The sequence below is a fragment of the Flagellimonas sp. genome, assembly GCF_965222555.1.
GTDB lineage: Bacteria > Bacteroidota > Bacteroidia > Flavobacteriales > Flavobacteriaceae > Flagellimonas.
In genome coordinates, this window is sequence record NZ_CBDCUG010000001.1 from 445793 (window position 1) to 470411 (window position 24619).

Annotated in this window: 24 protein-coding genes; 11 read left to right on the top strand and 13 right to left on the bottom strand. The window is 38.5% G+C overall.

Going from position 1 to position 24619, the window contains the following annotated elements:
* Window positions 1-28: 28 nt before the first annotated feature.
* The 7 genes from ACOQO1_RS02020 to recR all read right to left on the bottom strand — a co-directional run bounded on the left by ACOQO1_RS02020 (window position 29) and on the right by recR (window position 5957).
* Entirely contained in the window at window positions 29-1276 is a 1248-nt protein-coding gene (locus ACOQO1_RS02020) for a competence/damage-inducible protein A (protein WP_420601189.1), read from the bottom strand.
* Window positions 1277-1615, bottom strand: a complete 339-nt coding sequence (locus ACOQO1_RS02025) for an Hpt domain-containing protein (protein ID WP_420601190.1) — start codon at window positions 1613-1615, stop codon at window positions 1277-1279.
* Window positions 1615-2226 (bottom strand): fumarylacetoacetate hydrolase family protein, encoded by a 612-nt coding sequence (locus tag ACOQO1_RS02030; protein ID WP_420601191.1) that lies wholly within the window; start codon window positions 2224-2226, stop codon window positions 1615-1617. Before ACOQO1_RS02030 ends, ACOQO1_RS02025 begins: the two co-directional genes overlap by 1 nt.
* 24 nt (window positions 2227-2250) lie before the next feature.
* Window positions 2251-3027 carry an exonuclease domain-containing protein gene (locus tag ACOQO1_RS02035; RefSeq protein WP_420601192.1) on the bottom strand — a complete coding sequence of 259 codons (777 nt, stop codon included), beginning with the start codon at window positions 3025-3027 and terminating at the stop codon, window positions 2251-2253.
* An 11-nt stretch (window positions 3028-3038) separates the two neighbouring features.
* Window positions 3039-3821 carry an alpha/beta hydrolase-fold protein gene (locus ACOQO1_RS02040; RefSeq protein ID WP_420601193.1) on the bottom strand — a complete coding sequence of 261 codons (783 nt, stop codon included), beginning with the start codon at window positions 3819-3821 and terminating at the stop codon, window positions 3039-3041.
* 66 nt (window positions 3822-3887) lie between these two features.
* Window positions 3888-5246, bottom strand: coding sequence for a dihydrolipoamide acetyltransferase family protein (locus tag ACOQO1_RS02045; protein ID WP_420601194.1), 1359 nt, complete (start codon window positions 5244-5246; stop codon window positions 3888-3890).
* A 90-nt stretch (window positions 5247-5336) separates the two neighbouring features.
* A complete protein-coding gene (recR, locus tag ACOQO1_RS02050) occupies window positions 5337-5957 on the bottom strand; it encodes a recombination mediator RecR (RefSeq protein ID WP_420601195.1) in 621 nt (206 codons plus the stop codon).
* 76 nt (window positions 5958-6033) lie between these two features.
* Here recR and ACOQO1_RS02055 point away from each other — a divergent pair, with 76 nt between their 5' ends.
* Window positions 6034-7500 carry a sodium:solute symporter gene (locus ACOQO1_RS02055; protein WP_420601196.1) on the top strand — a complete coding sequence of 489 codons (1467 nt, stop codon included), beginning with the start codon at window positions 6034-6036 and terminating at the stop codon, window positions 7498-7500.
* Here ACOQO1_RS02055 and ACOQO1_RS02060 read toward each other — a convergent pair whose 3' ends face one another.
* Window positions 7501-7866 (bottom strand): CoA-binding protein, encoded by a 366-nt coding sequence (locus ACOQO1_RS02060; RefSeq protein ID WP_420601197.1) that lies wholly within the window; start codon window positions 7864-7866, stop codon window positions 7501-7503.
* 349 nt (window positions 7867-8215) lie between these two features.
* On the opposite strand from ACOQO1_RS02060, the gene ACOQO1_RS02065 reads away from it, so the two are divergent.
* Window positions 8216-10669 carry a TonB-dependent receptor domain-containing protein gene (locus tag ACOQO1_RS02065; protein ID WP_420601198.1) on the top strand — a complete coding sequence of 818 codons (2454 nt, stop codon included), beginning with the start codon at window positions 8216-8218 and terminating at the stop codon, window positions 10667-10669.
* Between the two features lie 96 nt (window positions 10670-10765).
* Here the strand turns inward: ACOQO1_RS02065 and ACOQO1_RS02070 are convergent, their stop codons facing one another.
* Window positions 10766-11308, bottom strand: coding sequence for a pyridoxamine 5'-phosphate oxidase family protein (locus ACOQO1_RS02070; RefSeq protein WP_420601199.1), 543 nt, complete (start codon window positions 11306-11308; stop codon window positions 10766-10768).
* Between the two features lie 6 nt (window positions 11309-11314).
* Entirely contained in the window at window positions 11315-12322 is a 1008-nt protein-coding gene (locus tag ACOQO1_RS02075; RefSeq protein ID WP_420601200.1) for a 3-oxoacyl-ACP synthase III family protein, read from the bottom strand.
* Window positions 12323-12753: 431 nt separating this feature from the next.
* Here ACOQO1_RS02075 and htpG point away from each other — a divergent pair, with 431 nt between their 5' ends.
* Window positions 12754-14640: a molecular chaperone HtpG gene (gene htpG / locus ACOQO1_RS02080; protein ID WP_420601201.1), complete on the top strand. Its 1887-nt coding sequence runs from the start codon at window positions 12754-12756 to the stop codon at window positions 14638-14640.
* Window positions 14641-14703: 63 nt separating this feature from the next.
* Here the strand turns inward: htpG and ACOQO1_RS02085 are convergent, their stop codons facing one another.
* Window positions 14704-15108 carry a hypothetical protein gene (locus ACOQO1_RS02085; RefSeq protein WP_420601202.1) on the bottom strand — a complete coding sequence of 135 codons (405 nt, stop codon included), beginning with the start codon at window positions 15106-15108 and terminating at the stop codon, window positions 14704-14706.
* On the bottom strand, window positions 15095-15676 hold the full coding sequence (locus ACOQO1_RS02090; protein ID WP_420601203.1) for an RNA polymerase sigma factor: 582 nt from the start codon (window positions 15674-15676) through the stop codon (window positions 15095-15097). The genes ACOQO1_RS02085 and ACOQO1_RS02090 overlap by 14 nt, the downstream gene beginning before the upstream one ends.
* A gap of 119 nt (window positions 15677-15795) precedes the next feature.
* Here ACOQO1_RS02090 and ACOQO1_RS02095 point away from each other — a divergent pair, with 119 nt between their 5' ends.
* The 3 genes from ACOQO1_RS02095 to ACOQO1_RS02105 all read left to right on the top strand — a co-directional run bounded on the left by ACOQO1_RS02095 (window position 15796) and on the right by ACOQO1_RS02105 (window position 17552).
* Entirely contained in the window at window positions 15796-16158 is a 363-nt protein-coding gene (locus tag ACOQO1_RS02095) for a DUF6249 domain-containing protein (RefSeq protein ID WP_420601204.1), read from the top strand.
* A 154-nt stretch (window positions 16159-16312) separates the two neighbouring features.
* Window positions 16313-16945, top strand: a complete 633-nt coding sequence (locus ACOQO1_RS02100) for an MOSC domain-containing protein (protein ID WP_420601205.1) — start codon at window positions 16313-16315, stop codon at window positions 16943-16945.
* Window positions 16946-16955: 10 nt separating this feature from the next.
* A complete protein-coding gene (locus ACOQO1_RS02105) occupies window positions 16956-17552 on the top strand; it encodes an alpha-ketoglutarate-dependent dioxygenase AlkB family protein (protein WP_420601206.1) in 597 nt (198 codons plus the stop codon).
* On the opposite strand, the gene ACOQO1_RS02110 is transcribed toward ACOQO1_RS02105, so the two are convergent.
* Window positions 17553-18320, bottom strand: a complete 768-nt coding sequence (locus ACOQO1_RS02110; RefSeq protein ID WP_420601207.1) for a S1/P1 nuclease — start codon at window positions 18318-18320, stop codon at window positions 17553-17555.
* A gap of 166 nt (window positions 18321-18486) precedes the next feature.
* Here ACOQO1_RS02110 and ACOQO1_RS02115 point away from each other — a divergent pair, with 166 nt between their 5' ends.
* The 5 genes from ACOQO1_RS02115 to ACOQO1_RS02135 all read left to right on the top strand — a co-directional run bounded on the left by ACOQO1_RS02115 (window position 18487) and on the right by ACOQO1_RS02135 (window position 24616).
* A complete protein-coding gene (locus ACOQO1_RS02115; protein WP_420601208.1) occupies window positions 18487-20685 on the top strand; it encodes a DUF5916 domain-containing protein in 2199 nt (732 codons plus the stop codon).
* 1 nt (window position 20686) lies between these two features.
* The gene (locus ACOQO1_RS02120) at window positions 20687-21484 is read left to right on the top strand and encodes an HAD family hydrolase (RefSeq protein WP_420601209.1); all 798 of its coding nucleotides are present in this window, start codon (window positions 20687-20689) and stop codon (window positions 21482-21484) included.
* 36 nt (window positions 21485-21520) lie between these two features.
* Complete coding sequence (locus ACOQO1_RS02125; protein WP_420601210.1) at window positions 21521-22783, top strand: DUF819 domain-containing protein; 1263 nt, start codon at window positions 21521-21523, stop codon at window positions 22781-22783.
* Window positions 22784-22992: 209 nt separating this feature from the next.
* Window positions 22993-23826: a tetratricopeptide repeat protein gene (locus tag ACOQO1_RS02130; protein WP_420601211.1), complete on the top strand. Its 834-nt coding sequence runs from the start codon at window positions 22993-22995 to the stop codon at window positions 23824-23826.
* Between the two features lie 97 nt (window positions 23827-23923).
* Window positions 23924-24616 (top strand): DUF4369 domain-containing protein, encoded by a 693-nt coding sequence (locus tag ACOQO1_RS02135; protein WP_420601212.1) that lies wholly within the window; start codon window positions 23924-23926, stop codon window positions 24614-24616.
* Window positions 24617-24619: the final 3 nt, after the last annotated feature.

Below are 24619 nucleotides of genomic sequence, written 5' to 3' on the forward strand. Positions count from 1 at the left end.
ATTTTAATGGGACGCACAAAATTCTTTTTTAGAAATTTAAAATTTCTTTTAGCAAGAGTTCAAATGCCTTGTTCACGGACCTTTGCACAATACGTTCCCGGCTATTTCCCATAGTGAATTTCTGGGCAAATGTACGCTTTGGAGTACCGATGGCAATAAATACCGTTCCAACATCAGCATTGGAGTCACCTTTTGTTGGACCTGCATTACCAGTTGTTGCAATTGAAAAATCTGTATCCAACTTACGCTTTACATTATTTGCCATTGCCATGGCAACTTCTTCACTTACCACCGAATGTTCGGAAATCAAATTTTCCGAAACTTCCAAAAGTTTGATTTTGGTTTCGGTAGCATAGCTAACAATACTCCCCTTAAAATAAGCAGATGCACCTGGAATTGCGGTTATCTGTTCAGCAACCTTCCCTCCCGTAAAGCTTTCAGCTGTTGCCAGACTCATACCTTTTTGGGTCAACAATTTTGCCACTTGGTTTTCAATAGAGCCACTTTCCTCTTCACCATAAATGATGTCCCCAATAAGTTTATAAAGTTTCTTGACCTCTGTCTCTACTGAAGCTATTAGAGTTTGTTCATCCATCCCTTTAGCCGTAAGCCTGAGTCTAACGCGTCCTAAATTGGGAAGATATGCCAGTTTGATGAAATCTGGGAGGTTGTCCTCCCAATCTTCAATTTTATCCGCAATAGCGCTTTCCCCCATTCCATAGGTCATTATTGTTCTATGAAAAATATGTGGGCGTTCGTATTCACTGATGATTTTTGGCAATACCTGATCTTGGATCAGATGTTTCATCTCAAAAGGCACACCGGGCAGGGAAACATATGCCGTATCCCCCTTTTTCATCCAAAGTCCTGGTGCGGTACCATTGGCATTGTGCAAGACCGTGGCTTTGGACGGCACTAAAGCCTGTTTTCGGTTCAAATCTGAAATAGGGGTTGAAATGTATTTTTTGAACAATTCTTCAATATGCTCTAATACCGTGTTATCCAGTACGAGCTCGTCTTCAAAAAATTGACACAGCGTATGTTTGGTAACATCATCTTTGGTAGGCCCCAATCCGCCAGTAACAATGACCACGGAGGACCTTTTTCCTGCAACTTCCAGAGCATCCAAAATATGGTCCCTATCATCCTGTACAGAGGTAATCTGATATACCGAGACGCCAATCTTGTTCAGTTCTTGGGAAATAAATGCAGAATTGGAATCCACAATCTGGCCAATGAGAATTTCATCGCCAATAGTGATGATTTCAGCTTGCATTTATAAGTTGAAGTCTTTTTGTAATTCTGATATCACTTGAAGGACATCTTTTTTAAGTAAGGGAAACCTTTGCTCAATTTCTTCCATATTGGCAGAGCTTTTTCCCAAAGTTTCAATTTCAAGCGCAGTGGCCCGCGTCTGTTCCATTCCCAATAAATCCACATTGGGCTTTATCTTATGGGCCAGCTTGTACACATTTTCATAATCCCTTTCATTAATGGCCTTTTCCAAGCCTTCCAAATCTACAGGGACTTCTTCCAAAAATACTGAGACAACAGAGGTTATGAAATCTTGGTCTCCTTCTGCCATCTCTTTTATCTTGTCGAGGTTGTAAATCATTATCTCACATTAATTTCAAATAGCTGTTCTCCTTCGAGTATACCAGAAAGGTAATCATTTGGGCTTACTTTACCAACCCCTGCAGGAGTGCCTGTAAACAGAATATCGCCCTTTTTGAGCATAAAATAGGTGGAAACATGTGCGATAAGCTCGTCTATCTTCCACAGCATCAAGGATGTATTGCCATTTTGTACATTTTCCCCATTTTTTAACAAGGAAAACCCCAGTTTGTCAACACTTTCGTACATATTTTTTTGCATCCACTTACCCACCACGGCAGATCCATCAAATCCCTTGGCTTTTTCCCAAGGCAATCCTTTAGCTTTTAGTTTGGATTGCAGATCTCTTGCGGTGAAGTCTATTCCCAGTCCAATTTCATCATAATATTTATGTGCAAATTGTTCGGAAATATGTTTGCCCACTTTTTTAATCTTGACCAATACCTCAACTTCATAATGTATTTCCTGTGAAAATTCAGGGATATAAAAATCCTGTTCTTTGGGTAAAATGGCAGAGTCTGGTTTTATAAAGACAACCGGTTCTGCCGGACGTTCATTTTTTAACTCTTCAATATGGGCAGCATAGTTTCTACCGATGCATATCAGTTTCATAGCCAAATATTTAATTTTTTTATTCTAGGACAGCTTGTTGTTCAGTTTGCTGAGCTTGATCTGGGTAAGTACTTTTTTGGTATACAACGGAAAGTCAGCATTCAATATCCAGCCAAAATAACCCGGTTCTTTTTCCATCACTTCATCCACAGTTTTACCTTTGTGTTTGCCAAAGGCAAAAATAGGCTGTTCCTCCTTGTTCAAACCAATAAACCCAGCAAAATCCAATGATTGTTTACGGGTAGTAAACTCCGACAGTTTTTTCACATTGTTCTCCAGCTCTGGATATCGGTCCAACTGGGCCAACAATACTTCATAGGTTGCCAGAGTATCTGCCTCTGCACTATGGGCATCATCCAGGTTTTTATCGCAATAGAATTTGTAGGCAGCACCCAAAGTTCTTTTTTCCATTTTATGAAAAATGGTCTGCACATCAACTGAGACCATATGTTTCATATCAAAATCAACATCTGCACGCAGCATTTCTTCAGCCAAAAGGGGAATATCAAAACGATCGGAATTAAAACCGGCCAGGTCGCTATCCTTTATCATTTTATAAACTTCCTTGGAAAGTTGTTTGAACGTGGGTTCATTGGCAACTTTTTCATTGGAGATGCCATGTACAGCCACTACTTCCGGAGGAATGGGCATTTCTGGATTTACCAACCAGGTTTTGCTTTCCTTATTGCCGTTGGGAAAAATTTTGAGTATTGAAATCTCAACTATCCTGTCTTTGGCCACATTGGTGCCCGTTGTTTCTAAATCGAAAAAACAAATAGGTTTGGTAAGCTGTAATTGCATAGTAGGTTCTTTTATCTTGATTTGGAGAATACCCATGACAACAATTCCGGTTCTGCAAATGCATTATCCCAACTGTTATGACCAACACCGGGATAAACGGAATATTTCACATCGATATTTATGTTTTTCATTGCTTCCACCATATTAGCGGAGTATTTTTCTGGAACTACGTTATCCGAATCTCCATGAAATACCCACCAGTCAGGTTTTCTTAGTTTTTTGCTAATACCGGGGTTTGCTCCACCACAAATAGGAAATGCGGCAGCAAACATTTTGGGATTTCGGCGAACAAGCTCAAAAGTGCCCATACCTCCCATGGAAAGTCCACCCACATAGATTCTATTTTTATCAATCTTATGGGTTTTCTTCAATTGTTTTAGAAGTCCTTCCAACAGCACCATATCTGGAGTAGGCTCCGCTTTTTCATGAAAAACAAACGTTCTGTTTGGATAACTTCCTTCAGAATCCACCTTTGCCCATGAACTATTGGCAGCACATTGCGGAAAAACTACAATAGCTTTAAAATTTTCCCTAACCTCATCCTTTAGAAATAGGCTAGACCCATGAATCAGTTGCGACTCATTATTATTTCCTCGTTCTCCTGAACCGTGCAAAAATAATAACAGCGGATACGTTTGGGAAGAATCATAGTCTTTTGGCAACAAAATACGATAAGGCATTGTTTGCCCATCTTTCTCAAAAACCTTTTTTTGATAGGCTGAAAGGTCCTGTGCCATCATATTTGTGCTGAACAAAAAAAGTAGGCCCATACTTAAAGAGGCTAAAAGCTTCATGAATGGATGAATTTGATTAGACCCCTAAATTAACAATAGTGAAAGGAATAAATGTGCTTTTTATACCTAGATTTCTCTATTTATATCCCAAGCTTCAAGATAATCGGCCACAGTTTTCACGAACATTCCGCCCAAAGCACCATTGACCACCCTATGATCATAGCTATGGGAAAGGAACATTTTACTTCGGATTCCAATATATTCTCCTTGATCTGTTTCAATAACGGAAGGCATCTTTCTAATAGCTCCCAGGGCTAAAATCCCAACTTGCGGCTGATTTATGATTGGAGTTCCAAATATACTTCCGAAGGAACCCACGTTGGTTACGGTATAGGTACCGTCTTTTATCTCATCTGGTTTTAATGCATTGTTTCTGGCTCTATTTGCCAAATCGTTTACCGTTTTTGCCATACCGACCAAGTTCAGTTGGTCGGCATTTTTAATTACGGGAACAATAAGATTTCCATCTGGAAGAGCTGCTGCCATACCCAGATTTATGTTTTTCTTTTTAATGACCTTGTCCCCATCCAATGAAATATTGATCATAGGGTACTTTTTCAATGCCACGGCCACGGCCTCCATAAAAATTGGGGTAAAGGTCAACTTCTCACCTTCTCTTTCCTCAAACGCCTTTTTATGTTTGTTTCTCCAATTGACAACATTGGTCACATCCACCTCAACAAAACTTTGTACATGTGCAGAGGTAGCAACGCTGTCCACCATATGCTGTGCAATCAGTTTCCCCATACGTGTCAATGGAATGATCTCATCTCCATCCGATACGGGCACCGGAGTTGCTTTTGGTTGTTGTGCAGGCTGTTTTGGGGTTTCAATCTGAACTTTGGTTGTTGGCACTTCGGCTGTTACAGGTGCCGATTGAGCAGCTGTACTGCCATTTTTGGAACGGTCTTCCAAAAATGCCTTAATATCGTTCTTGGTTACCCTACCTTCTTTCCCGGTTCCTACAATGGCTTCCAGTTCATCCATAGAGATTCCTTCTTCTTTGGCGATATTCTTTACCAAAGGAGAATAAAAGCGTTCTGAACTTGAAAAATCTTGTGCGGGAGGGGCAATTGTTTCTTTTACTTGAGCAATTTGGGCTTCTATTTCAGCAACTGGAGCTTCTACCACATCCTCAACCTCCTCTACTGAATCTGCACCATTTGAACTCACTTCGGCAGAACCATCCGTTTGTATTACCGCTACAACTTCACCTACTTTTATGATATCGTCAACATCAAATCGTCTTTCCAACAATACACCTTCCACCTCACTTGGAACTTCAGAATCCACCTTATCCGTTGCAATTTCAAAAACTGCCTCATCCAATTCAATGGTATCTCCTACTTCCTTTAACCAAGTGGTCAATGTTGCTTCGGCAACACTTTCTCCCATTTGCGGTAATTTCAACTCAAACTTTGACATATTCTTATTTAACGAAGTGATATCGACTTATATTTTGCAAAAATACTAAAGAAATCTACTTTTTTTTAATTTATATGTATTATTTATCACCTAACTTGCCTTTATGGAGTTTTCAAAAGGAACTCTATTCAAGATACTCCTGCCCAAAGTAACCTCATCGGCATATTCCAGTTCATCCCCTACAGAAATACCTCTGGCAATGGTAGAAGTGGTCACATTTAACCCTTCCAATTGCCTGTAGATATAAAAATTGGTTGTATCACCTTCCATTGTAGAACTCAGTGCGAAAATGAGTTCTTTGACTTCTTTTTCCTTAACGCGTTGAATCAATGAAACAATGTTCAAATCTTGCGGTCCAACACCTTCCATGGGTGATATTTTGCCTCCCAGCACATGATACAATCCATTGAATTGCGATGTATTTTCAATGGCCATAACATCTCGAATATCCTCTACCACACATACCATGGTCTCGTCCCGTTTTGGGTTGGCGCAAATCTCGCAAATCTCAGTATCTGAAATATTATAGCAGCTTTGGCAAAAATTAATCTCCCCTCGCAATTTCATCAAGGCATCCGACAACAAATTGGTTCTTTCCTCCGGCTGTTTTAAAAGATGTAATACCAATCTCAATGCCGTTCGCTTGCCTATACCAGGTAGCTGGGACATTTCATAAACTGCATTCTCCAAAAGCTTTGATGAAAATTCCATACTTCTTATTCTCAAACAAAATTACGATTTTACAGTTACCAATTTACTTTTGTACTTTGCAAATCAAATTCCATATATGTCCGCCACACAGATTCTATTGCTCATTGGTGCTTACTTTACCGTACTGATGATTATTTCTTATTTCACGGGAAAAAACGACTCCAATTCAGATTTTTTTAAAGCAGGTAAGCAATCGCCTTGGTATTTAGTGGCCTTTGGCATGGTTGGCGCCTCTCTATCCGGGGTCACATTTATTTCCGTTCCTGGATGGGTAGAGGCTTCCGAATTTAGCTATATGCAAGTGGTCTTGGGTTATTTATTTGGATATTTTGTAGTAGCGTATGTATTGTTACCGCTGTATTATAAACTCAATCTCACCTCAATTTACGAATACCTTCTAGAACGTTTTGGCACCGTGAGCCATAAAACAGGGGCGTTTTTCTTTTTTATTTCCAGGGTTCTGGGCGCATCTTTTAGACTGTTTTTGGTGGCCATAGTTCTACAGCAATTTGTTTTTGATGATCTAGGGGTGCGGTTCGAATTTACCGTAATCATTTCCATATTATTGATATGGATCTATACCAACAGAGGAGGAATAAAGACCATTGTTTGGACCGATACCCTACAAACTTTATTTATGGTCCTTGCCGTTATTCTCTCCATAATTTTAATCAATCAGGAGCTAAACTGGAGCTTTGGGGAATTTTTAGCTTCTGAAGAGTTAAAAACGTACAATAAGTTCCTTTTTACCGAAAGTTTTTTAGACCGGAACCATTTTGTCAAGTCTTTTGTTGGTGGGATGTTTGTGACCATTTGTATGACGGGGCTGGATCAAGATATGATGCAAAAGAACCTTACCTGCAAATCACTTAAGGATGCCCAAAAGAATATGGTGTCCTTTAGTTTTGTTTTGGTGGGGGTTACCTTCCTTTTTATGTTGTTGGGCGCTTTACTCTACATTTACTCAAGCCAAAATGGGATATCTACCCCACTCATGGATGGGGAGCCTAAATCCGATTTGCTGTTTCCGGAAGTTGCCCTCAATGGAGGTCTGGGATTACCTTTGGCCATAACTTTTATGTTAGGATTGATTGCGGCTGCCTATAGCAGTGCCGACAGTGCATTGACCTCCCTGACAACATCTTTTTGTGTTGATTTCTTAAATGTTGAAAAAAAGGAAGAGGCTGATCAAAAAAAGATTAGAAAACGCACCCATATTGCCATGAGTGTAATGCTGATTTTGGTAATAATCTCATTCAAATATATTTTAAGTAGAAATGTAATAGACAGTCTTTTGATTGTTGCTGGATACACCTACGGTCCTTTGCTGGGGCTTTTTGCGTTTGGAATTTTCACCAAGTATACCCTCAAAGATAAATATGTATGGATTGTGGCGGTATTGTCCGTTGTCATCATTGCCACAATCGCCAATATCCCATCTTCTTATTTGGGTGGATATGTGGTTGGATATGAATTATTGCCATTAAATGGTTTGTTGACATTCTTTGGATTATGGCTTATAAGAGGGAAGAAAATTGCTTGATCAATCAGTGTATTGTCCCGTTGAAAGTAGTACAAGAGTGCATGCCACCTCAACTTTAATCCCAGCCTCGCGAAGTATCTGGTAAAACTCCGGATTTTCTGTTCCAGGATTAAAAATCACCCTTTTTGGTTTTAAATCGAGTATTTTTTGATAGTATTCTTTTTGCCGAATTGGGTTGATGTACAAAGTAATGGTGTCAATATTTTGGAAATCATCGAGCTTCCCCTTAATTTGCACCCCAGAAACGGTTCCTTCCTTTACCCCAAACGCGACTGTTTCAAGGTTGTTATCAACCAAACGATGGATGACCAAATTACTATATCTACTTGGATTTAATGATGCTCCAAAAACAAGTGTTTTAAACATTTGTTAATTTATATGTTAAACTAATTCAAAGATTGTAACTAATCAAAAAAAAACTCGTCTATTGTACGTATAAAATTAATCATTGGTAAGACTGTATTTTTTATAGTTAATGGTTAGTGTTTAGTATAGCTTATCAATGTAAAAGACCCTGGTGTTTCAATATTTGTTGGGAGCCAGGGTTTCTCTTTTCCTATTCGTCCTGCACTTTTGTCCAGCAAGGACGAAAACCCTTACAGACTTTCACAACACTTTTCATTGTTAAAAAATGTTAAACTTATTTTTCCATGTAACATCTTTCAAATAACGTCGTCTTGTAGACACTATCAATCAATCAAAAACAAACAAGCTCATGAAAAGGGTTACACTACTTTTTACGCTGCTTTTATGCAGTATTTATTCCATTAATTTATCAGCAAACAATGATTCGGAACCACCAATAGGTTCCATTTCGGGAATTGTAATTGACAATGAACTCAATCAACCCGTGGCTTATGCGGCCATTGTGGTTAAATCCGAAGATGGCAGCGAAACCATAACAGGTGGTATCACCAATGAGGATGGTAGCTTTGAAATTAAAAAGCTTCCTGAAGGTTCTTTTGTGTTGGAAGTTCAGTTTATTGGTTATAAGACCCATTCACAAAAACTGATTATCACCAAAAAGAATAGAAAAGTGAACGTAGGCACCATTACATTAATGGAAGAAACTTCGGAACTTGATGAGGTTGAAGTGGTTGCCGAACGTACCACTATTGAACAACGCGTGGACCGAAAAGTAATCAACGTTGGCAAGGACTTGACCACTGCTGGGGCCACGGCATCAGATATCATGAACAATATTCCATCAGTAAATGTAGATTCACAGACTGGTGATATTACCATGAGGGGGAACTCAAATGTGAGGGTAATGGTGGATGGGAAACTTTCCAATGTACCGGTAGCACAATTGTTACGTCAAATTCCTTCCACTTCCATTAAATCTATTGAATTGATCACTAATCCTTCCGCCAAATACAATCCGGAGGGTATGAGTGGAATTATTAATATTGTTTTGCACAAAAATGCAAACATTGGGTTCAACGGAAGCATTACTACGGGTCTTACCAAAGGTATTGAAGCAAAGTTCAACTCTTCCATAGACTTAAATTACAGAAGTGGAAAATTCAACTTCTATGGTAATTATGGCAACAACATTGGTAAATATGTCAATGATGGTACTATTTTAAGAATCGATGAAAATTCGCTTCAGGCGTTCGATTTCTTCAACAACAACAAATCGCACTTGTACAAAGTTGGGGTTGATTTCTATTTAAATGATAAAAACACGATTTCCTTCTTCACCAACCAGAACATATTTGATGGAGACGGACAGGGTATTACAGCAGTGACATATAACAATGATCTGGCAAGAAATGTCACCCAATTTTTTAACGATGTCAGTGATAACCGTAGCGAGCAATACAATTTTGACTATAAACTGGATTTCAAAAAAGAAGGACATAATATTGAGCTAGAGGTAGACCACAATCAATTTGAAAGTGGCCAGGACGCGGATTTCAGGACTTCAGGAACTTCTTTGTTCCCAGATTATATGGACTTTGTGGATACAGAACGTACACAAACCATTGCCAACTTGGATTACGTAAATCCTTTGGACAGTATTTCTAAAATAGAAGTGGGTCTGGAGTCAAGAAACTTTGAAACGGATGTCGATTATTCCTCTACTGGATTGTCTTTTAATTCCAATGGAAACTTGATTCCAACACCTAGCACGGATTTTGTTTATAACATGGACATCTACTCGGCCTATGCAACCTTTAGCCAAAATAGAAAGAAATGGTCGTACCAAATAGGCGTTCGTATTGAGGATGTTGAAGTAAAAGCGGATACAAACTCCGTAAGATCTTTTACTGATAAGTACACCCAGGTGTATCCATCTGCGTTCCTAACCTATAACCCAAATGAAAAAGACCAGTTTCAGGTAAGTTATAGCAAACGTGTGGACAGACCCGGTTTAGGACAGGTAAACCCTATCAGGGAATGGGCAACACCATTAATATCCTCTTTTGGAAATCCAAGTTTGGAGCCTCAGTTCACCAATTCATATGAGGTCAACTATACAAGAAGAATCAAAAATGGAAGTATTACTTCTGGAGTTTTCTATAGATCCATCTCTGATGAAATCAATAGAGCTGTTTATGTGGACCGATTGGATTTCAATAAATTGATTTTGACTTTTGATAATTTTGACAATACTTCCGCTTATGGATTGGAACTGTCCACAAATTATAAGGCGGCCAAATGGTGGAGCATTAATGGTAGTTTTGATTTTTATTCGCAAACCCAACGGGGAATTACAGAAAGTTTGAGTGGTGACAGCCCAAATCCAACAGAAAATGACATTGTTGTTGAAAATGTCGAAGTGGACAATGTTGCCTGGAACATACGTATGAACAATAGTTTTAAAGTAAATAAGAAACTTACTTTTCAAGCATTTGGTTTTTACAGAGGTCAAAACAGAACGCTTCAGTTTGAGGTAAGACCTATGTACTTTGTGAACCTAGGCGCTAGATATAGTTTTGCCCAAGGTAAGGGAACACTAAGCTTCAACTACAACGATATTTTTAATACCATGAGGTTTGGTTTTGATGGTCAACGACCATACCTGCAAGAAGGTGGATTTAACTGGGAGAGCAATAACGTTTATGTAGGGATGAATTATCGCTTTGGTAGTGGTAAAAACAGAGCCAAACAACGTAAAAGAAGAGACAGCAACACCAAGCAATCCAGCGGAGGAATTTTATAATACGAATTTGATTTTCCTTGATAGAGTGTTGGTTGGTTAGTCTTTCAAGGTCTATCAATTAAAAACCCGGTTTCTTATGGAAACCGGGTTTTGTTTTTATTCTAAAATGTTTGTGGGATGCCCATCCAAACTTGTGGTGTTTTTCTTTTTCCAATATTTTTTTAATCCTTCATCACCCTGTTTTTCTGCCCAATCCAACAATCCCTGCCGCTGATTCTTGTATTCCATGATAGGTACCCCCATACCACAGGATATTTGGACAAAATCAATTTTCATAGCTATCAACTGTCTACCACCTGGTATATTGGGGAAAAGATCAATATATTCTTTCCAAAAAGTAGTATCGGTATGATGTGCTTGGGCCGTACCATACAATCTCAGTATCATGGGTTCACCTTCAAACGCGCAGAACATTACCGTAATACGGTTCGTTTGGTTCAAATGTGCAGCTGTTTCATTGCCACTACCTGTCAAATTCAGCCATACCACATTGTTGTTATCCAGAATCCGAAAAGAATCCAATCCTTTGGGAGATAGGTTAACGGAACCTTCTTCCATCGCTGTGGCTACAAAAAATAGCTTTTGGTTTTCTATAAAATTGATAAGTGTTGGGTTCAGCCCGTCAAGTTTCCTCCCCATAAACCATTACCACTTAATTATTGCACTCCCCCAGGTAAACCCACTTCCAAAGGCGGCCAGAACAACAACATCCCCTTCTTTGATCTTGCCCGCTTCCCATGCCTCGGTTAAAGCAATTGGAATTGATGCCGCTGTGGTATTCCCGTAATTCATAATGTTATTGAACACCTGATCATTGGAAAGTCCAAACTTCTTTTGCACAAATTGCGAAATACGCAAATTGGCCTGATGTGGAATAAGCATATCAATATCCTGCGGGCCTAAATTGTTGGTTTGTAGCCCCTCCATAATTACCTCGCTGAACCTTACCACGGCATTTTTAAATACAAACTGCCCGTTCATATAAGGAAAATACGAGGTGTCTTCCGGGTTTTCATCCTCAATAATATCGGTAACCCATCTTTTTCCCATTCCAGGTGCGATCAGTGACAATTCTTCCGCATGTTGTCCTTCAGAATGAAGGTGGGTGGACAAAATTCCTTTTGAGGTATCTTCTTCCCTTGTCAATACCGCTGCTCCGGCCCCATCACCAAAAATTACGGACACTCCCCTGCCCCTTGTGGTCATATCCAAGCCATGGGAATGCAATTCGGAACCAATCACCAACACATTCTTGTACATACCACTTTTAATATACTGATCGGCAACCGATACTCCGTACACAAATCCAGAGCACTGGTTTCTAACATCCAAGGCCCCTACGGTTTTAATCCCCAAATCTCTCTGCACAAGCACGCCCGGACCTGGAAAATAATAATCAGGGCTTAAGGTGGCAAAAACAATAAAATCAATATCATTTTTGTCTATACCGGCACGCTCAATGGCAATTTTGGCAGCTTTCACACCCATGGATGTAGTGGTGTCCGTTCCTTTTACAACATGTCTTCTCTCCTTTATCCCTGTACGTTCCTGAATCCATTCATCACTGGTTTCCATCACTTTGGACAGATCATCATTGGTAACAACATTTTCAGGTACGTAAAACCCGAGTCCCGATATTTTTGAATTGTACATATGGTATAATTATAATATGATTATTGAAAAACCTTAGAGGTAGTTAACGGAAAAGTAAAAAATATATTCAAAGAACTAAGGGTATATCAGAAAAAATACCTCGTTGGACCATTAAACTTATTCATCCTTTTCCTCTTAGTCGCTTAAAACAAATGGTAAAAGAGAAGGCAGTTTCTAAAGAAACTGCCTTCCCAACAACCTAACCAATAAATAAACAAACTTTGTTGTAGCATAACTGTTTCATAGCAACTTTTCCACAACAATACGAATATATTAATTTTGTTTAATTTTTATGTAAAAAACTTAAACAAAATTATGTTAAAGTTTTATGATTATCTCTCAAAACTATCCATCAGTGCCAGTTTGTCATATTTAATACTCTGGTATTTTTTTTGACATCTTAAGGAAAAAATAAAGAAAACTAGTACACAATGGCCACAGGTAAAATCAATGTTTCAGTTGAAAACATATTTCCCCTAATTAAAAAGTTTCTCTACAGCGATCATGAAATTTTCCTAAGGGAGCTTATATCCAACGCAACCGATGCTACATTAAAGCTAAAGCACTTAACGTCCATAGGCGAAGCCAAGGTAGAATATGGAAATCCGATGATCGAAGTAAAAATCGACAAGGATAAAAAACGTATCCATATTATAGACCAAGGGATTGGGATGACCGAGGAAGAGGTAAAAAAGTACATTAATGAGGTAGCCTTTTCTGGAGCAGAGGAGTTTTTGGACAAATACAAGGACGCCGAAAAAGATGCCGGTATCATAGGACATTTTGGACTTGGGTTCTATTCTGCCTTTATGGTGGCGGATAAAGTTGAAATCATCACAAAAAGCTTTAAGGACGAGCCAGCAGTACATTGGACTTGTGATGGATCTCCAAAGTTCACTTTAAAAGAAGCCAAGAAAAAAGATAGAGGTACAGAAATCATCCTTCACATTGCTGAGGATTCCACTGAGTTTTTGGAAGATGCGAAAATTCGTGAGTTGTTGAAAAAATACAACAAGTTCATGCCTATCTCCATTAAATTTGGAACAAAGACAGAGACACTTCCAAAACCGGAAGGTGCTAAAGAGGATGATCCTGCCCCAACCCAGGAAGTGGATGATATCATTAACAATCCCACACCAGCCTGGACAAAGCAACCTTCTGATCTAAAAGAAGAGGATTACAAGGAATTTTACAGGGAACTATACCCAATGCAGTTTGAGGAACCCCTCTTCAATATCCATTTGAATGTGGATTATCCTTTTAACCTTACAGGGATTTTATATTTTCCAAAGTTGACCAATGACCTTAACGTTCAGAAGGACAGGATTCAATTATACCAAAACCAGGTTTTTGTAACGGACAATGTGGAAGGCATTGTGCCGGAATTCTTGACTATGCTGCGTGGGGTAATTGACTCACCTGACATTCCATTGAATGTATCCAGGTCATATTTACAGGCCGATGGAGCGGTAAAGAAAATATCTTCCTATATCACTAGAAAGGTTGCCGATAAATTGAATTCCCTATTTAAAAACAACCGTGAAGATTTTGAGCAAAAATGGAATGATATCAAAGTTGTAATTGAATATGGGATGCTTTCTGAGGAAAAATTCTTTGAAAAAGCTGAAAAATTTGCACTCTACCCTACGGTAGATGGAAAGTTCTTCACTTTTGATGAGTTAGAGGCAAAAATAAAGGACTACCAGACTGACAAGGATGACAAATTGGTGGTTCTTTATGCTTCGGACAAAGAGGCACAACACAGCTATATTGAAGCCGCAAAGGCCAAGGGTTATGAAGTACTTTTGATGGATTCCCCAATTATCTCACATTTGATGCAAAAATTGGAAACTTCTAAAGAAAAAGTATCCTTTGCCCGTGTAGATGCAGATCATTTGGACAACCTCATCAAAAAAGAGGATACAGCAATTTCCAAATTATCTGATGAGGAGAAGGATCGCCTCAAGGTGGATTTGGAAAAAGTTATCCAAGAAAAAGGGTATACGATCCAAATGGAATCCATGGATAGTTCCGCATCACCATTTATTATTACGGAGCCTGAATTTATGCGCAGAATGAAAGAAATGCAGCAAACAGGTGGTGGTGGAATGTTTGGCATGGGCAATATGCCGGAAATGTACAACCTTATCGTAAATACCAATCATGAATTGGTCAGTGAAATCCTGAACACCAAAACTGCCAAAAAACGGGAACGATTGATAAATCAATCCTTGGATTTGGCAAGATTGTCCAAAGGACTATTGAAAGGTGAAGAATTGACCAATTTTATAGCACGTAGTTATGAGATGATCAAATAGATTAAGAGATGATTCTTTAAAAAAAGTCGCAATGCTATTGCGGCTTTTTTTATTGGTAAATACCTATATCTGTCTTTCAATAAAACGCTTTAAGGTAACCATTTGAATACAGGCAAAAACGGCAAAAAGTACCACCCCCATTACAATGGTATCTGAAAAGTGAATTCCGGAAAAGATATCATAGGAAAGAAAATCAAATACTTTGTCCAATATGGTTTGGTCTTCGCCAATCCGACCTTTATAACCATAAAAGAATAGCGTGAAAATTGCAATTATTGAAAGAATTACGAAAGTCCAGCCGTTTTTGGTAATCAAGGGACTATGAATAATCTGAGGTACTTGAACTTCCCTTTCAGGAAGCTTGGACAAAACTTGACGGGTAAAATCATTTGATGGACTTTCCAGACCAACCTCCTTGATTCCATCTGCTATCCAATCTTCCATGTTTGTTTTTTTATCTTTTTCCATAACACTTGATTGTTTCAGGAGTCAATTTTTTCGACAAAACTTCCGCCAAACGTTGTCTGCTCCTATACAAACGCACCTTTATCGCATTCTCTTTTATTCCTGTAATTTTTGAAATCTCCTTTAAAGATAGTTCTTCAAAATAAAAAAATACCATCAAGGCATTGTCTTGGGGCGATAATTCCCTTAAAGCTTCTTTTACAGCGATCCCACGCTCATTCAATTCTATGCCCTTTATGATATCATTCTCTATCATAACCGTATTGAGGTCAAGGGAATCCAAGGTTGTTACCGTGATTTTTCGGTTAACTTTTAAATAATCGAGGGATTTATTGTAAACAATCCTATATAACCAGGTAGAAAACTTGGACTTTCTTTTGAACTTTTTCAAATTCTTGTGAGCGCTCAAAAAAACATCCTGGGCTATTTCCTCTGCATCTTCATGTTGCTTTACCATTCTAAAGGCTACCGTATACACCATGTGTTTGTACTTTTCCACCAATTGTGCAAAGGCATTTACATCTCCCTCTAATACGTGTTCAATTAGTTGTTGGTCCCGATCGGTGCTCATTCAGCCTATAAGACGATGGTTTTATGCCTCTGGTTACATATTTTATAAATAAATGTCGCTTTATGTAACCTCAACGCGTTGGGTATCGTCATACTAAGTGTAATCAAAAAAAGTAAAAAATGCCAGAATTAGTATTTATCTCCCTGTTTTTAATCATTTTAGGAATTTTCTATCTCTACTACTCAACCCGAAACAAAGAGCGTATGGCGCTGATTGAAAAGGGTGCCGATGCCAGTATCTTTATAGGAAAGCAGGAGAGAAGAAAAGCAGCCCCTGTTTGGAAAATTATCATTCTAAATTTATCCTTATTGCTCATGGGGATAGGTTTCGGAATACTTTTATCCACATTACTGGTTCAATATGTAGAGTATAGAACCAACGAACCAATTTATGTGGGAACAACATTCCTGTCTGCAGGCATAGGGCTTTTTATTGGTTTTTTTATGACCAAAAAACTATATCAGGAAGAGTTGGAAAGATAATGCTCCCTGCAAGAAATACTGAAAGAACCATCGCTTGTTGCGATGGTTTTTTTTATTTTCATACTATGAAATAAGCCCTGAAAACTTTTTAATTTTTTTCAGATGCTCCATAGCCAATTACATCTGACCTATTAAAACAATGAAACTTAAGTAGATGAAAGTTATCAGCACCAATATTGCCCAACCCACCAAAATACAATGGAACGGAGAAGAAATAACTACGGGCATATTTAAGCAGCCTATAAATACCCCCATTACACTTGAAAAAGAGATTGTTGCCAACGACATTATTGCGGATAGAAAAGTTCACGGAGGTATTTACAAAGCCTGTTATCTTTTTTCAAGCGATAACTATCCGTATTGGAAAGAAAAATATTCTCATTTGGATTGGAACTGGGGCATGTTTGGGGAAAACCTTACAGTTGAAGGTTTGGATGAATCCAAACTATGCATTGGCAACACATATCGTTTGGGAACAGCTTTGGTCCAAATTACCCAACCTAGGGAACCTTGTTTTAAACTGGGAGTGAAATTTGGAACGCAAGACATCTTAAAACAATTTTTAGATCATGGTTTCCCAGGAACTTATGTCAGCGTTTTGGAAGAAGGAGAAGTAACCGTTGGAGATGTATTTGAATTGACCCAAGAATCTGAGAACGCGTTGACCGTTCAACAATTCTATAGACTACTGTTTTCTAGGAAGAAAGATAAAGACATTGTAAAACTGGCCATAGAAAACCAAGCTGTGCCTTTATACAAAAGAGAGCGCTTAAAAAAGTTTTTATAAAAAGACTTACATGAAGTTGTTCTCTGAAAAAATAGCCCTAAACCTGCCGGACAGCGACATAAGTTATCAATCCAACTTTTTAAAAAGTGAAGATGCCGATGCTCATTTCAAAACATTAAAAAATAATACCCCATGGCAGCAAGACAAGATAAAAATCTTTGGAAAAGTTTATAACCAACCTAGGTTGACCGCTCTCTATGGAAACAACGGAAAAACGTATTCCTATTCGGGTATCACCATGCATCCAAATGAATTTACTCCAGAGCTGCTCGCTATCAAATTCGCCGTTGAAAAAGAGGCTCAAATTCAATTCTCAACCTGCTTATTAAACTACTATAGGGATGGGAAAGATAGCAATGGCTGGCATGCAGACAATGAAAAGGAATTGGGAAAAAACCCGGTAATAGCCTCGATATCATTGGGAGCTGAACGTTATTTTCATTTAAGGCACCAAAAGAATAAGGCCCTAAAACACAAAATAGTGTTGGAACATGGGAGTCTTTTACTAATGCAGGGAGCAACACAGCATTTTTGGCATCATCAACTGCCAAAAACCAATAAAAACATAGGAGAGCGAATTAATCTAACTTTCAGGGTAATCAACTAACTAATCAAACAGGTCGTTTAATACTTTAGCAAGCCTCAAACCTCCTTTTTGTAGCTGTTGAAATAAGATATCATTGTATTTGTATCCGTACTGATAACCCAATTTGTCTCCAACTTTGGCTGAATTGTATATTTCACCACATATCTTGTGCGACTCGTCAACCCAGTCATAAATAGTTCCCTCTTGAATTTTCTTGCGTTCTTTTCGCGATACCTGGTCTAATTCGTTGGCAAGTTCTGTGTAAGTCATACCATATGAAAGTATCAGATTCTTGTCCCAGACCCTATGCAAATTGGTTCCTTCCCCAAACCATTGCAATTGAATATCATTACCTCCTTTGTCCTCTGCCCTACTGGCATGCATGGGCTGATGCAAATCGCCGATCAGATGAATCAGCATTTTAAGGTAAAAAACCCTATCTGCCCTGTTTCGCTTCTTATCCTTCACAATACGGGTGCATTCCTCAATGGCCATTACCAAATCCCCGTATTTGCTTTTTGGGGCATCTTCGTACCGCATATCCAAAGGATAATTGACATAGTGCCATGCGGAGAACTTTGAATACTTCCGGTCCGCCTTGATCTCATCCGCAAATGTGGAAACAAAAGCCAAGCTATGTCCATCCAATAGGTCTTTCAAAGCTCGCTTGGCCTTTCCCGTAAGGTGGTTTTCTGCAATATGCCCAGTAACTCTGTGTCCAGTTTTTCCCCAATAATTGGTAAAACCCAACATGGGAAATAATAAAAAGAGGACCGTTAATCTCTTCATGATTGATGATTTTTTCAAATGTAGAAAACTGAATAGTAATTACGTAAAAAAACTTGTCAGAATTGCATTTTATAATCATTTGTTAAAGAGGGTGATTTAAGCCAATTTTTGGGATTTTTTTAACGAACCTTACTCGTAAATTTGGGCAACTAACTCAAATTATCCAATGTCAAGATTTTGTTTTGTACTCGTTACAACGCTACTCCCTTTTATATTTTTTGCCCAGACACCTCCAAAAACCTTCACGGTAAAGTACATTGACCAACCCATCAAGGTTGATGGAATACTGGATGAATCCGTTTGGGAAACTGCTGACAGTGCCCATAATTTTAACCAAAATTTCCCGTCAGATTCCATTTTGGCCACTCAAAAAACAGATATCAAAATGCTGTTTGACGATACCACTCTATATATTGGAATTAGGCAGGAGACCCAAGGCAATAATTACATAACACCTTCTTTGCGAAGGGATTACAGGGCAGGCAATAGTGATAATATCAGCCTACTTTTTGACACCTTCAATGATGGGACCAACGCTTTTTTATTTGGAATCAATCCCCTCGGTGTTCGTCGCGAAGCCCTTATTTCAGGTGGGGGTAGTGACATTAGCGGTTTTACCACTTCGTGGGATGTTAAATGGCGCGGGGAATCTAAAATCCATGATAACTATTACATATCAGAATTGGCCATTCCATTGACTTCCTTTAAGTTTCGGGAAGGAGAGACCAAGTGGCGGTTTAACAGCTATAGGTTTGATATGCAAGCCAATGAACGAAGCACCTGGATTAGGATACCGCAAAATCAGTTTATTGTCAGTCTTGCTTTTATGGGCGACATGGTTTTTGAAAAGCCGTTGGGAAAATCCAGAACCCCGTTGGCCATAATTCCATATATGAACGGAATTTCAGGTAGGGATTTTGAAAATGACATCTCAGAAAACAATTTTAAGGTGGGTGGTGATGCCAAAGTGGCCATAGGCAATGGTATGAACCTCGATATTACCTTAAATCCAGATTTTTCACAGGTAGAGGTAGATAATTTTATCACCAATCTTACACGTTTTGAGGTTTCTCTGCCTGAGCGACGACAATTTTTTATTGACAACAGCGATCTTTTTGGAAATTTTGGAGGCCGAAGGGATGCCAACCCTTTCTTCTCAAGAAGAATAGGGATTGCTAAGGACACTGCGGACAATACCATTGAAAATAGAATTATTGGTGGAGTGCGTTTAAGCGGAAAACTGAACAACAACTTACGTCTTGGTTTTTTAAATATTCAGACGGAGGAAGATGCGGCCAACGAGATTGCATCTAACAATAATATGATGCTGACATTACAGCAAAAGGTGTTTTCCAGATCAAATATTGGAATGTTCTTTATCAATAGGCAATCCTTCAATTCTCCTGATTTTTTGGATGAAAGTGAAGAATATAACCGAGTTGTTGGAGTGGATTACAATTTAGCTTCGGCCGATAATGTTTGGCGTGGTAAAGTTTATGGTCACAAGTCATTTCAGCCAGGAGATAGCGAAGGAAACTTTTCAGGAGGGGCAACTTTGGGCTTCAACACCAAAAATTATGGTTCCTTTATAGATGCCGTATATATTGATGAAGAATTTCAATCGGACCTAGGTTTTGTTCCCAGAAAAGACATTTTTAAAGTTGCAGGTAGCATTAACCGGAATTTTTGGCCAAAAAACGGTCCTGTAAATAGCCATGGCCTTGAAGTATTTTCCATTGTTACCTGGAGACCAAATTTGGATTACCAAAACACGGATTATAGAATCAATGTTGAATGGGGAGCTAACTTTAATAATCTATCCGAAATTGAAGCGACGTACACCAACCAGTTTATTTTTTTGACGGACGAATTTGAACCCACAGGAAAAGACGATGCAGTTGCTTTGCCTGCCAATACTGGGTATCATTTCAACTCTTTTGAATTGGAATATAGATCAGATCACAGAAAAGTGTTTTCATTTGGCCTTGAACCTTCCTTTGGTGGGTTTTTCAACGGAACACGATATTCGATGGAAGCATTCTTCAATCTCCGTTTACAGCCAAAGGTCAATATGTCATTGGATTTGAACTATGACCGTTTGGAATTGCCTGCTCCACATTCCCAAGCTGATATTTTATTGATAGCGCCAAGATTGGACATCACCTTCAGCAAGTCCATTTTTTGGTCAACTTTGGTCCAATATAGCAACCAAAGGGACAATTTAGGTTTCAATTCACGTCTACAATGGCGATTTGCGCCACTTTCAGATCTCTTTTTGGTCTATAACGATAATTATTTTGTGAATACCTTTATGCCAAGAAACAGGTCCATAAACCTAAAACTTACCTATTGGCTAAACATTTAGGATGACTTTTAAAATACTATGTTCAGATTTGGATGGAACGCTGCTATCCACAAAAAGTGATGTGTCTGAATTCACCGTATCACAAATACATCGAATCAAAGAGCGGATGCGAATTATTTTGGTTTCGGCCCGAATGCCAAAGTCCATGGTATACCTCCAAAAAAGGATGGGTATAGAGAAAAACCCAATCATTTGTTATAATGGTGCTTTGGTCATGCAAGAAGATAAACAGCTTAATTCCACTATAATTCCAATTGACCTAACAGCCCACTTAAACAACATCTGTAAAGCCCATAACATTAAACTTGGGCTTTATCACAAAGATGAATGGTGTGTTGGTGAAACTTCTGAACGGGTGCAAAAAGAAATTTTACATACCAAGGCAGAGCCATTATTTGAGCCTACCTTTAAAACCTTGGAAAGGTGGGAGAAAAAAAACATTGGAGCCCATAAAATAATGCTGATGAGCACCAAACCAAATATAGATGCCATTTCCTCTGAGTTGGAAAGTAATTTTTCTTCTGAGGTAAACTGTTATCGATCCAATGACACCCTCATTGAAATAGCCCCAAATGCTGTTTCAAAGCTTTTGGCCATTCAATCTTTGTTGCAGCCCAATGAATCTTTGGAGGATGTATTGGCATTTGGTGATAATTACAATGATATTGAAATGTTGCAGTGTGTCGGTTATGGTGTAGCTGTGGAAAATGGAAGAAAAGAGGTCAAGGAAATTGCAAAAAAGGTAACCCTAAGCAACAAAGATCATGGAGTTGCCCAATTTATCAAAGACCATCTTTGATTTTCCTATATTTGAGGCAATAGCTATTTAAATTCTATGAACCAACTACCATTTACCGAAGACACTATTATCTTCGGCCTTCTTTGTCTTTGTTTAGGTTTTGTTTTCTATACCTCTTCTATAAAAACTGGCTTCTGGAAAAAGTTCTACACATTTGTTCCCACTGTTCTCATGTGTTATTTACTCCCTGCAATTTTAGCTAGTACAGGTATTGTGGATGAGACCAAATCCCAAACCTATTATATAGCAAGTAGGTATTTACTTCCCGCAGCGCTTATTTTAATGACACTGAGTATAGATTTAAAAGCTATTGCAAATCTTGGCTCCAAGGCCTTGATCATGTTCCTCACCGGAACTGCAGGTATTATAATAGGTGGTCCGGTAGCGATATTGATTGTCTCCATTTTTTCCCCAGAAACCGTTGGAGGCAATGGTTTTGATGCCGTATGGCGCGGTCTTTCTACCATTGCCGGTAGTTGGATAGGCGGAGGTGCCAATCAAGCCGCAATGCTCGAGGTTTTCCAATATAACCCAAAGGAATTCTCAAAAATGGTACTGGTCGATATCGTAATGGCCAATCTTTGGATGGCCATTCTTTTGTTGGGAATAGGTAAGACCAAAAAAATTGATGGTTGGCTAAAGGCCGATACCTCATCCATTGAAGAATTAAAGGAAAAAGTGTCCACTCATACGGCTAAAATTGCCAGGGTAACTTCGCTTCATGATTTTATGATGATGCTTCTATATGCTTTTGCAGGAGTAGGAATAGCTCATTTTTTGGGGCATCACTTTGCTGAATTCTTGGAAAACAATTTTGAAGTGATCAGAAACAAAGAAAAAATACTTTCTTCCTTAGGTTCCAAATTTCTTTGGATGGTTGTTTTTGCCACAGCTATTGGTATTGGACTTTCTTTTACCAAGGCTAAAAACTATGAGGGAGCAGGTGCCAGTAAAATTGGCGGCATGTTCATTTATATCTTAGTGGCCACCATCGGTATGAAAATGGATTTGGGCAGGGTATTGGAAAATCCCGGTTTGATATTGGTTGGGCTCATATGGATTACCATACATGCCGGTCTCCTGATTTTGGTCGCTAAACTAATAAAAGCCCCCTACTTTTTCTTGGCAGTTGGAAGTCAAGCAAATGTGGGCGGTGCTGCTTCTGCTCCCGTGGTCGCGGCAGAATTTCACCCTTCTTTGACCTCTGTGGGCATTCTTTTGGCCGTTTTTGGCTATGTTGTAGGTACCGCCGGAGCTTATTTATGTGCTCTTTTAATGGAAGTTGCTTCAAAAGTTTAGCTGTGTTTCAATTTCCAAATCAAATGAACCGGTTGATTCATCAACTGAGAATAGGCATCTATTAAACAATCACATACAATACTATTGGCCAACCCTATCTTCACTGTATTAATCCATGGTGATTTAATGTTTCAGATAAAATCGCCATTACGTAATGTCAAAAGGTGGTTAGCTTTAAAATCAATTGGAGAAAAAGAAAAATTCTATACTTGTCCAGTATAGGTTTATTGATTTTCATTTGCCTTGCCTTTTCAAAGCATTTCTCCAATAACGGTTATTCCGTAAATAATCAAATCATCCAAAAGGGTAGGAAGTTGATGAACCAAGGTGACTATGTTGCCGCTGAAGAATATTTTGAAATAACTTTAGAAACTTTGCCCAGTGATGTTAATCTACACATCAACCTTGGAGTGTTGAAAAGCCTTCTTGGCAAAACCAATGAGGCAGAACACCATTTTAGAACCGCATGTAGACTGGAATGCAGTGAATCAACAAGCTTGTATGCCTATGCCAAATTTCTAGTGCTGCATAAAAGGTATGACGAAGCTGAAAAACTTCTTTTACGATCTATTGTTGTTGCCCCAGAATTCAAAAATTCCCACGTTCTATTATTGGAAGTATATCACCGAGAACAAAACTGGGAACAACTCTCAGAACTGGCCAAAAAAATTCTCAGAAGCGACCCCAAAGATTCAAGTGCCAAAAAATATTTAGATATATCAGCCAACAAAACTTCAATTATTGCTCTTTCGGAGGACGAGACCAAAAAAAATCCGACAGCTGGAAATTATTTGAAGCTAAGTCAAGAATATTACAGTCGAAACCTTTTTGCACAGTCCTTTCATGCAGTGCAGCAAGCATTGAAAATAAAAAAACAATTCCCTGAAGCACATTATCTACTGGGGCTGATTTATAAAAAACTAGGTAATACCCAAAAGGCCAAAGTTTCTTTTAGAAAGGCAGCCATTCACAATGTAAACTTCTTGCCACCAGCTAATCCACTTTATAAGTTAGATTCATATTCTTTGGCGATCCATCAATAACCCAAACTCGCTCTTTTTAGATTATCTCTATCTCTTTGGGCAACTAGTTGAAGTATTTCAATAAATATTTTGATATTTGCCACGCTAAATTTTTTCAATGAAAAGGATTCTATTTGTATTTGTATTGTGCTTGGCCATTTTATCTTGTGAGAAAAACACGGAAAACACCATGACCGTTTCCGGGAACATTAAAGGCCTTAAAAAGGGAATGCTTTACTTACAACAGTTCCAAGACTCCGCATTGGTGGTATTGGATTCCATGAAAATTGAAGGAAATGGAGCATTCACCTTTTCTCAAGAAGTTAAAAACCCTGAATTGTTTTACCTGTATCTTGAAAAAGAGGACAATAACAATATCAACGATAGAATTACATTTTTTGGAGAACCCGGAGAAATAACTATAAATACATCATGGAATACGTTTGACATTGGTCCTGAAATTTATGGGTCAAAGTCCCATGAAAAGTTTATGGAATTCAATAACATGATGACCAATTTTAATCTCCGCGAGTTAACACTGATACAACAAAGTGGGTTACCAGAATTTCAAGAAGATTCATTGGCTTTGGACTCCATCCAAAATCTGGTAAACAAAAATATCGTGAGTAAATATCGATACACACTTAATTTTGGACTAAATAATGGCGATTCTTATGTAACTCCTTATTTAATGCTTACTTCTGCCTTGGAAGCAAATCCAAAGTACTTAGATTCTGTGTATAAGGTATTAACACCAGAGGTGGCCTCATCCAAGTATGGAGAGGACTTCAAAAAATACTTAGAAAAATAAAAA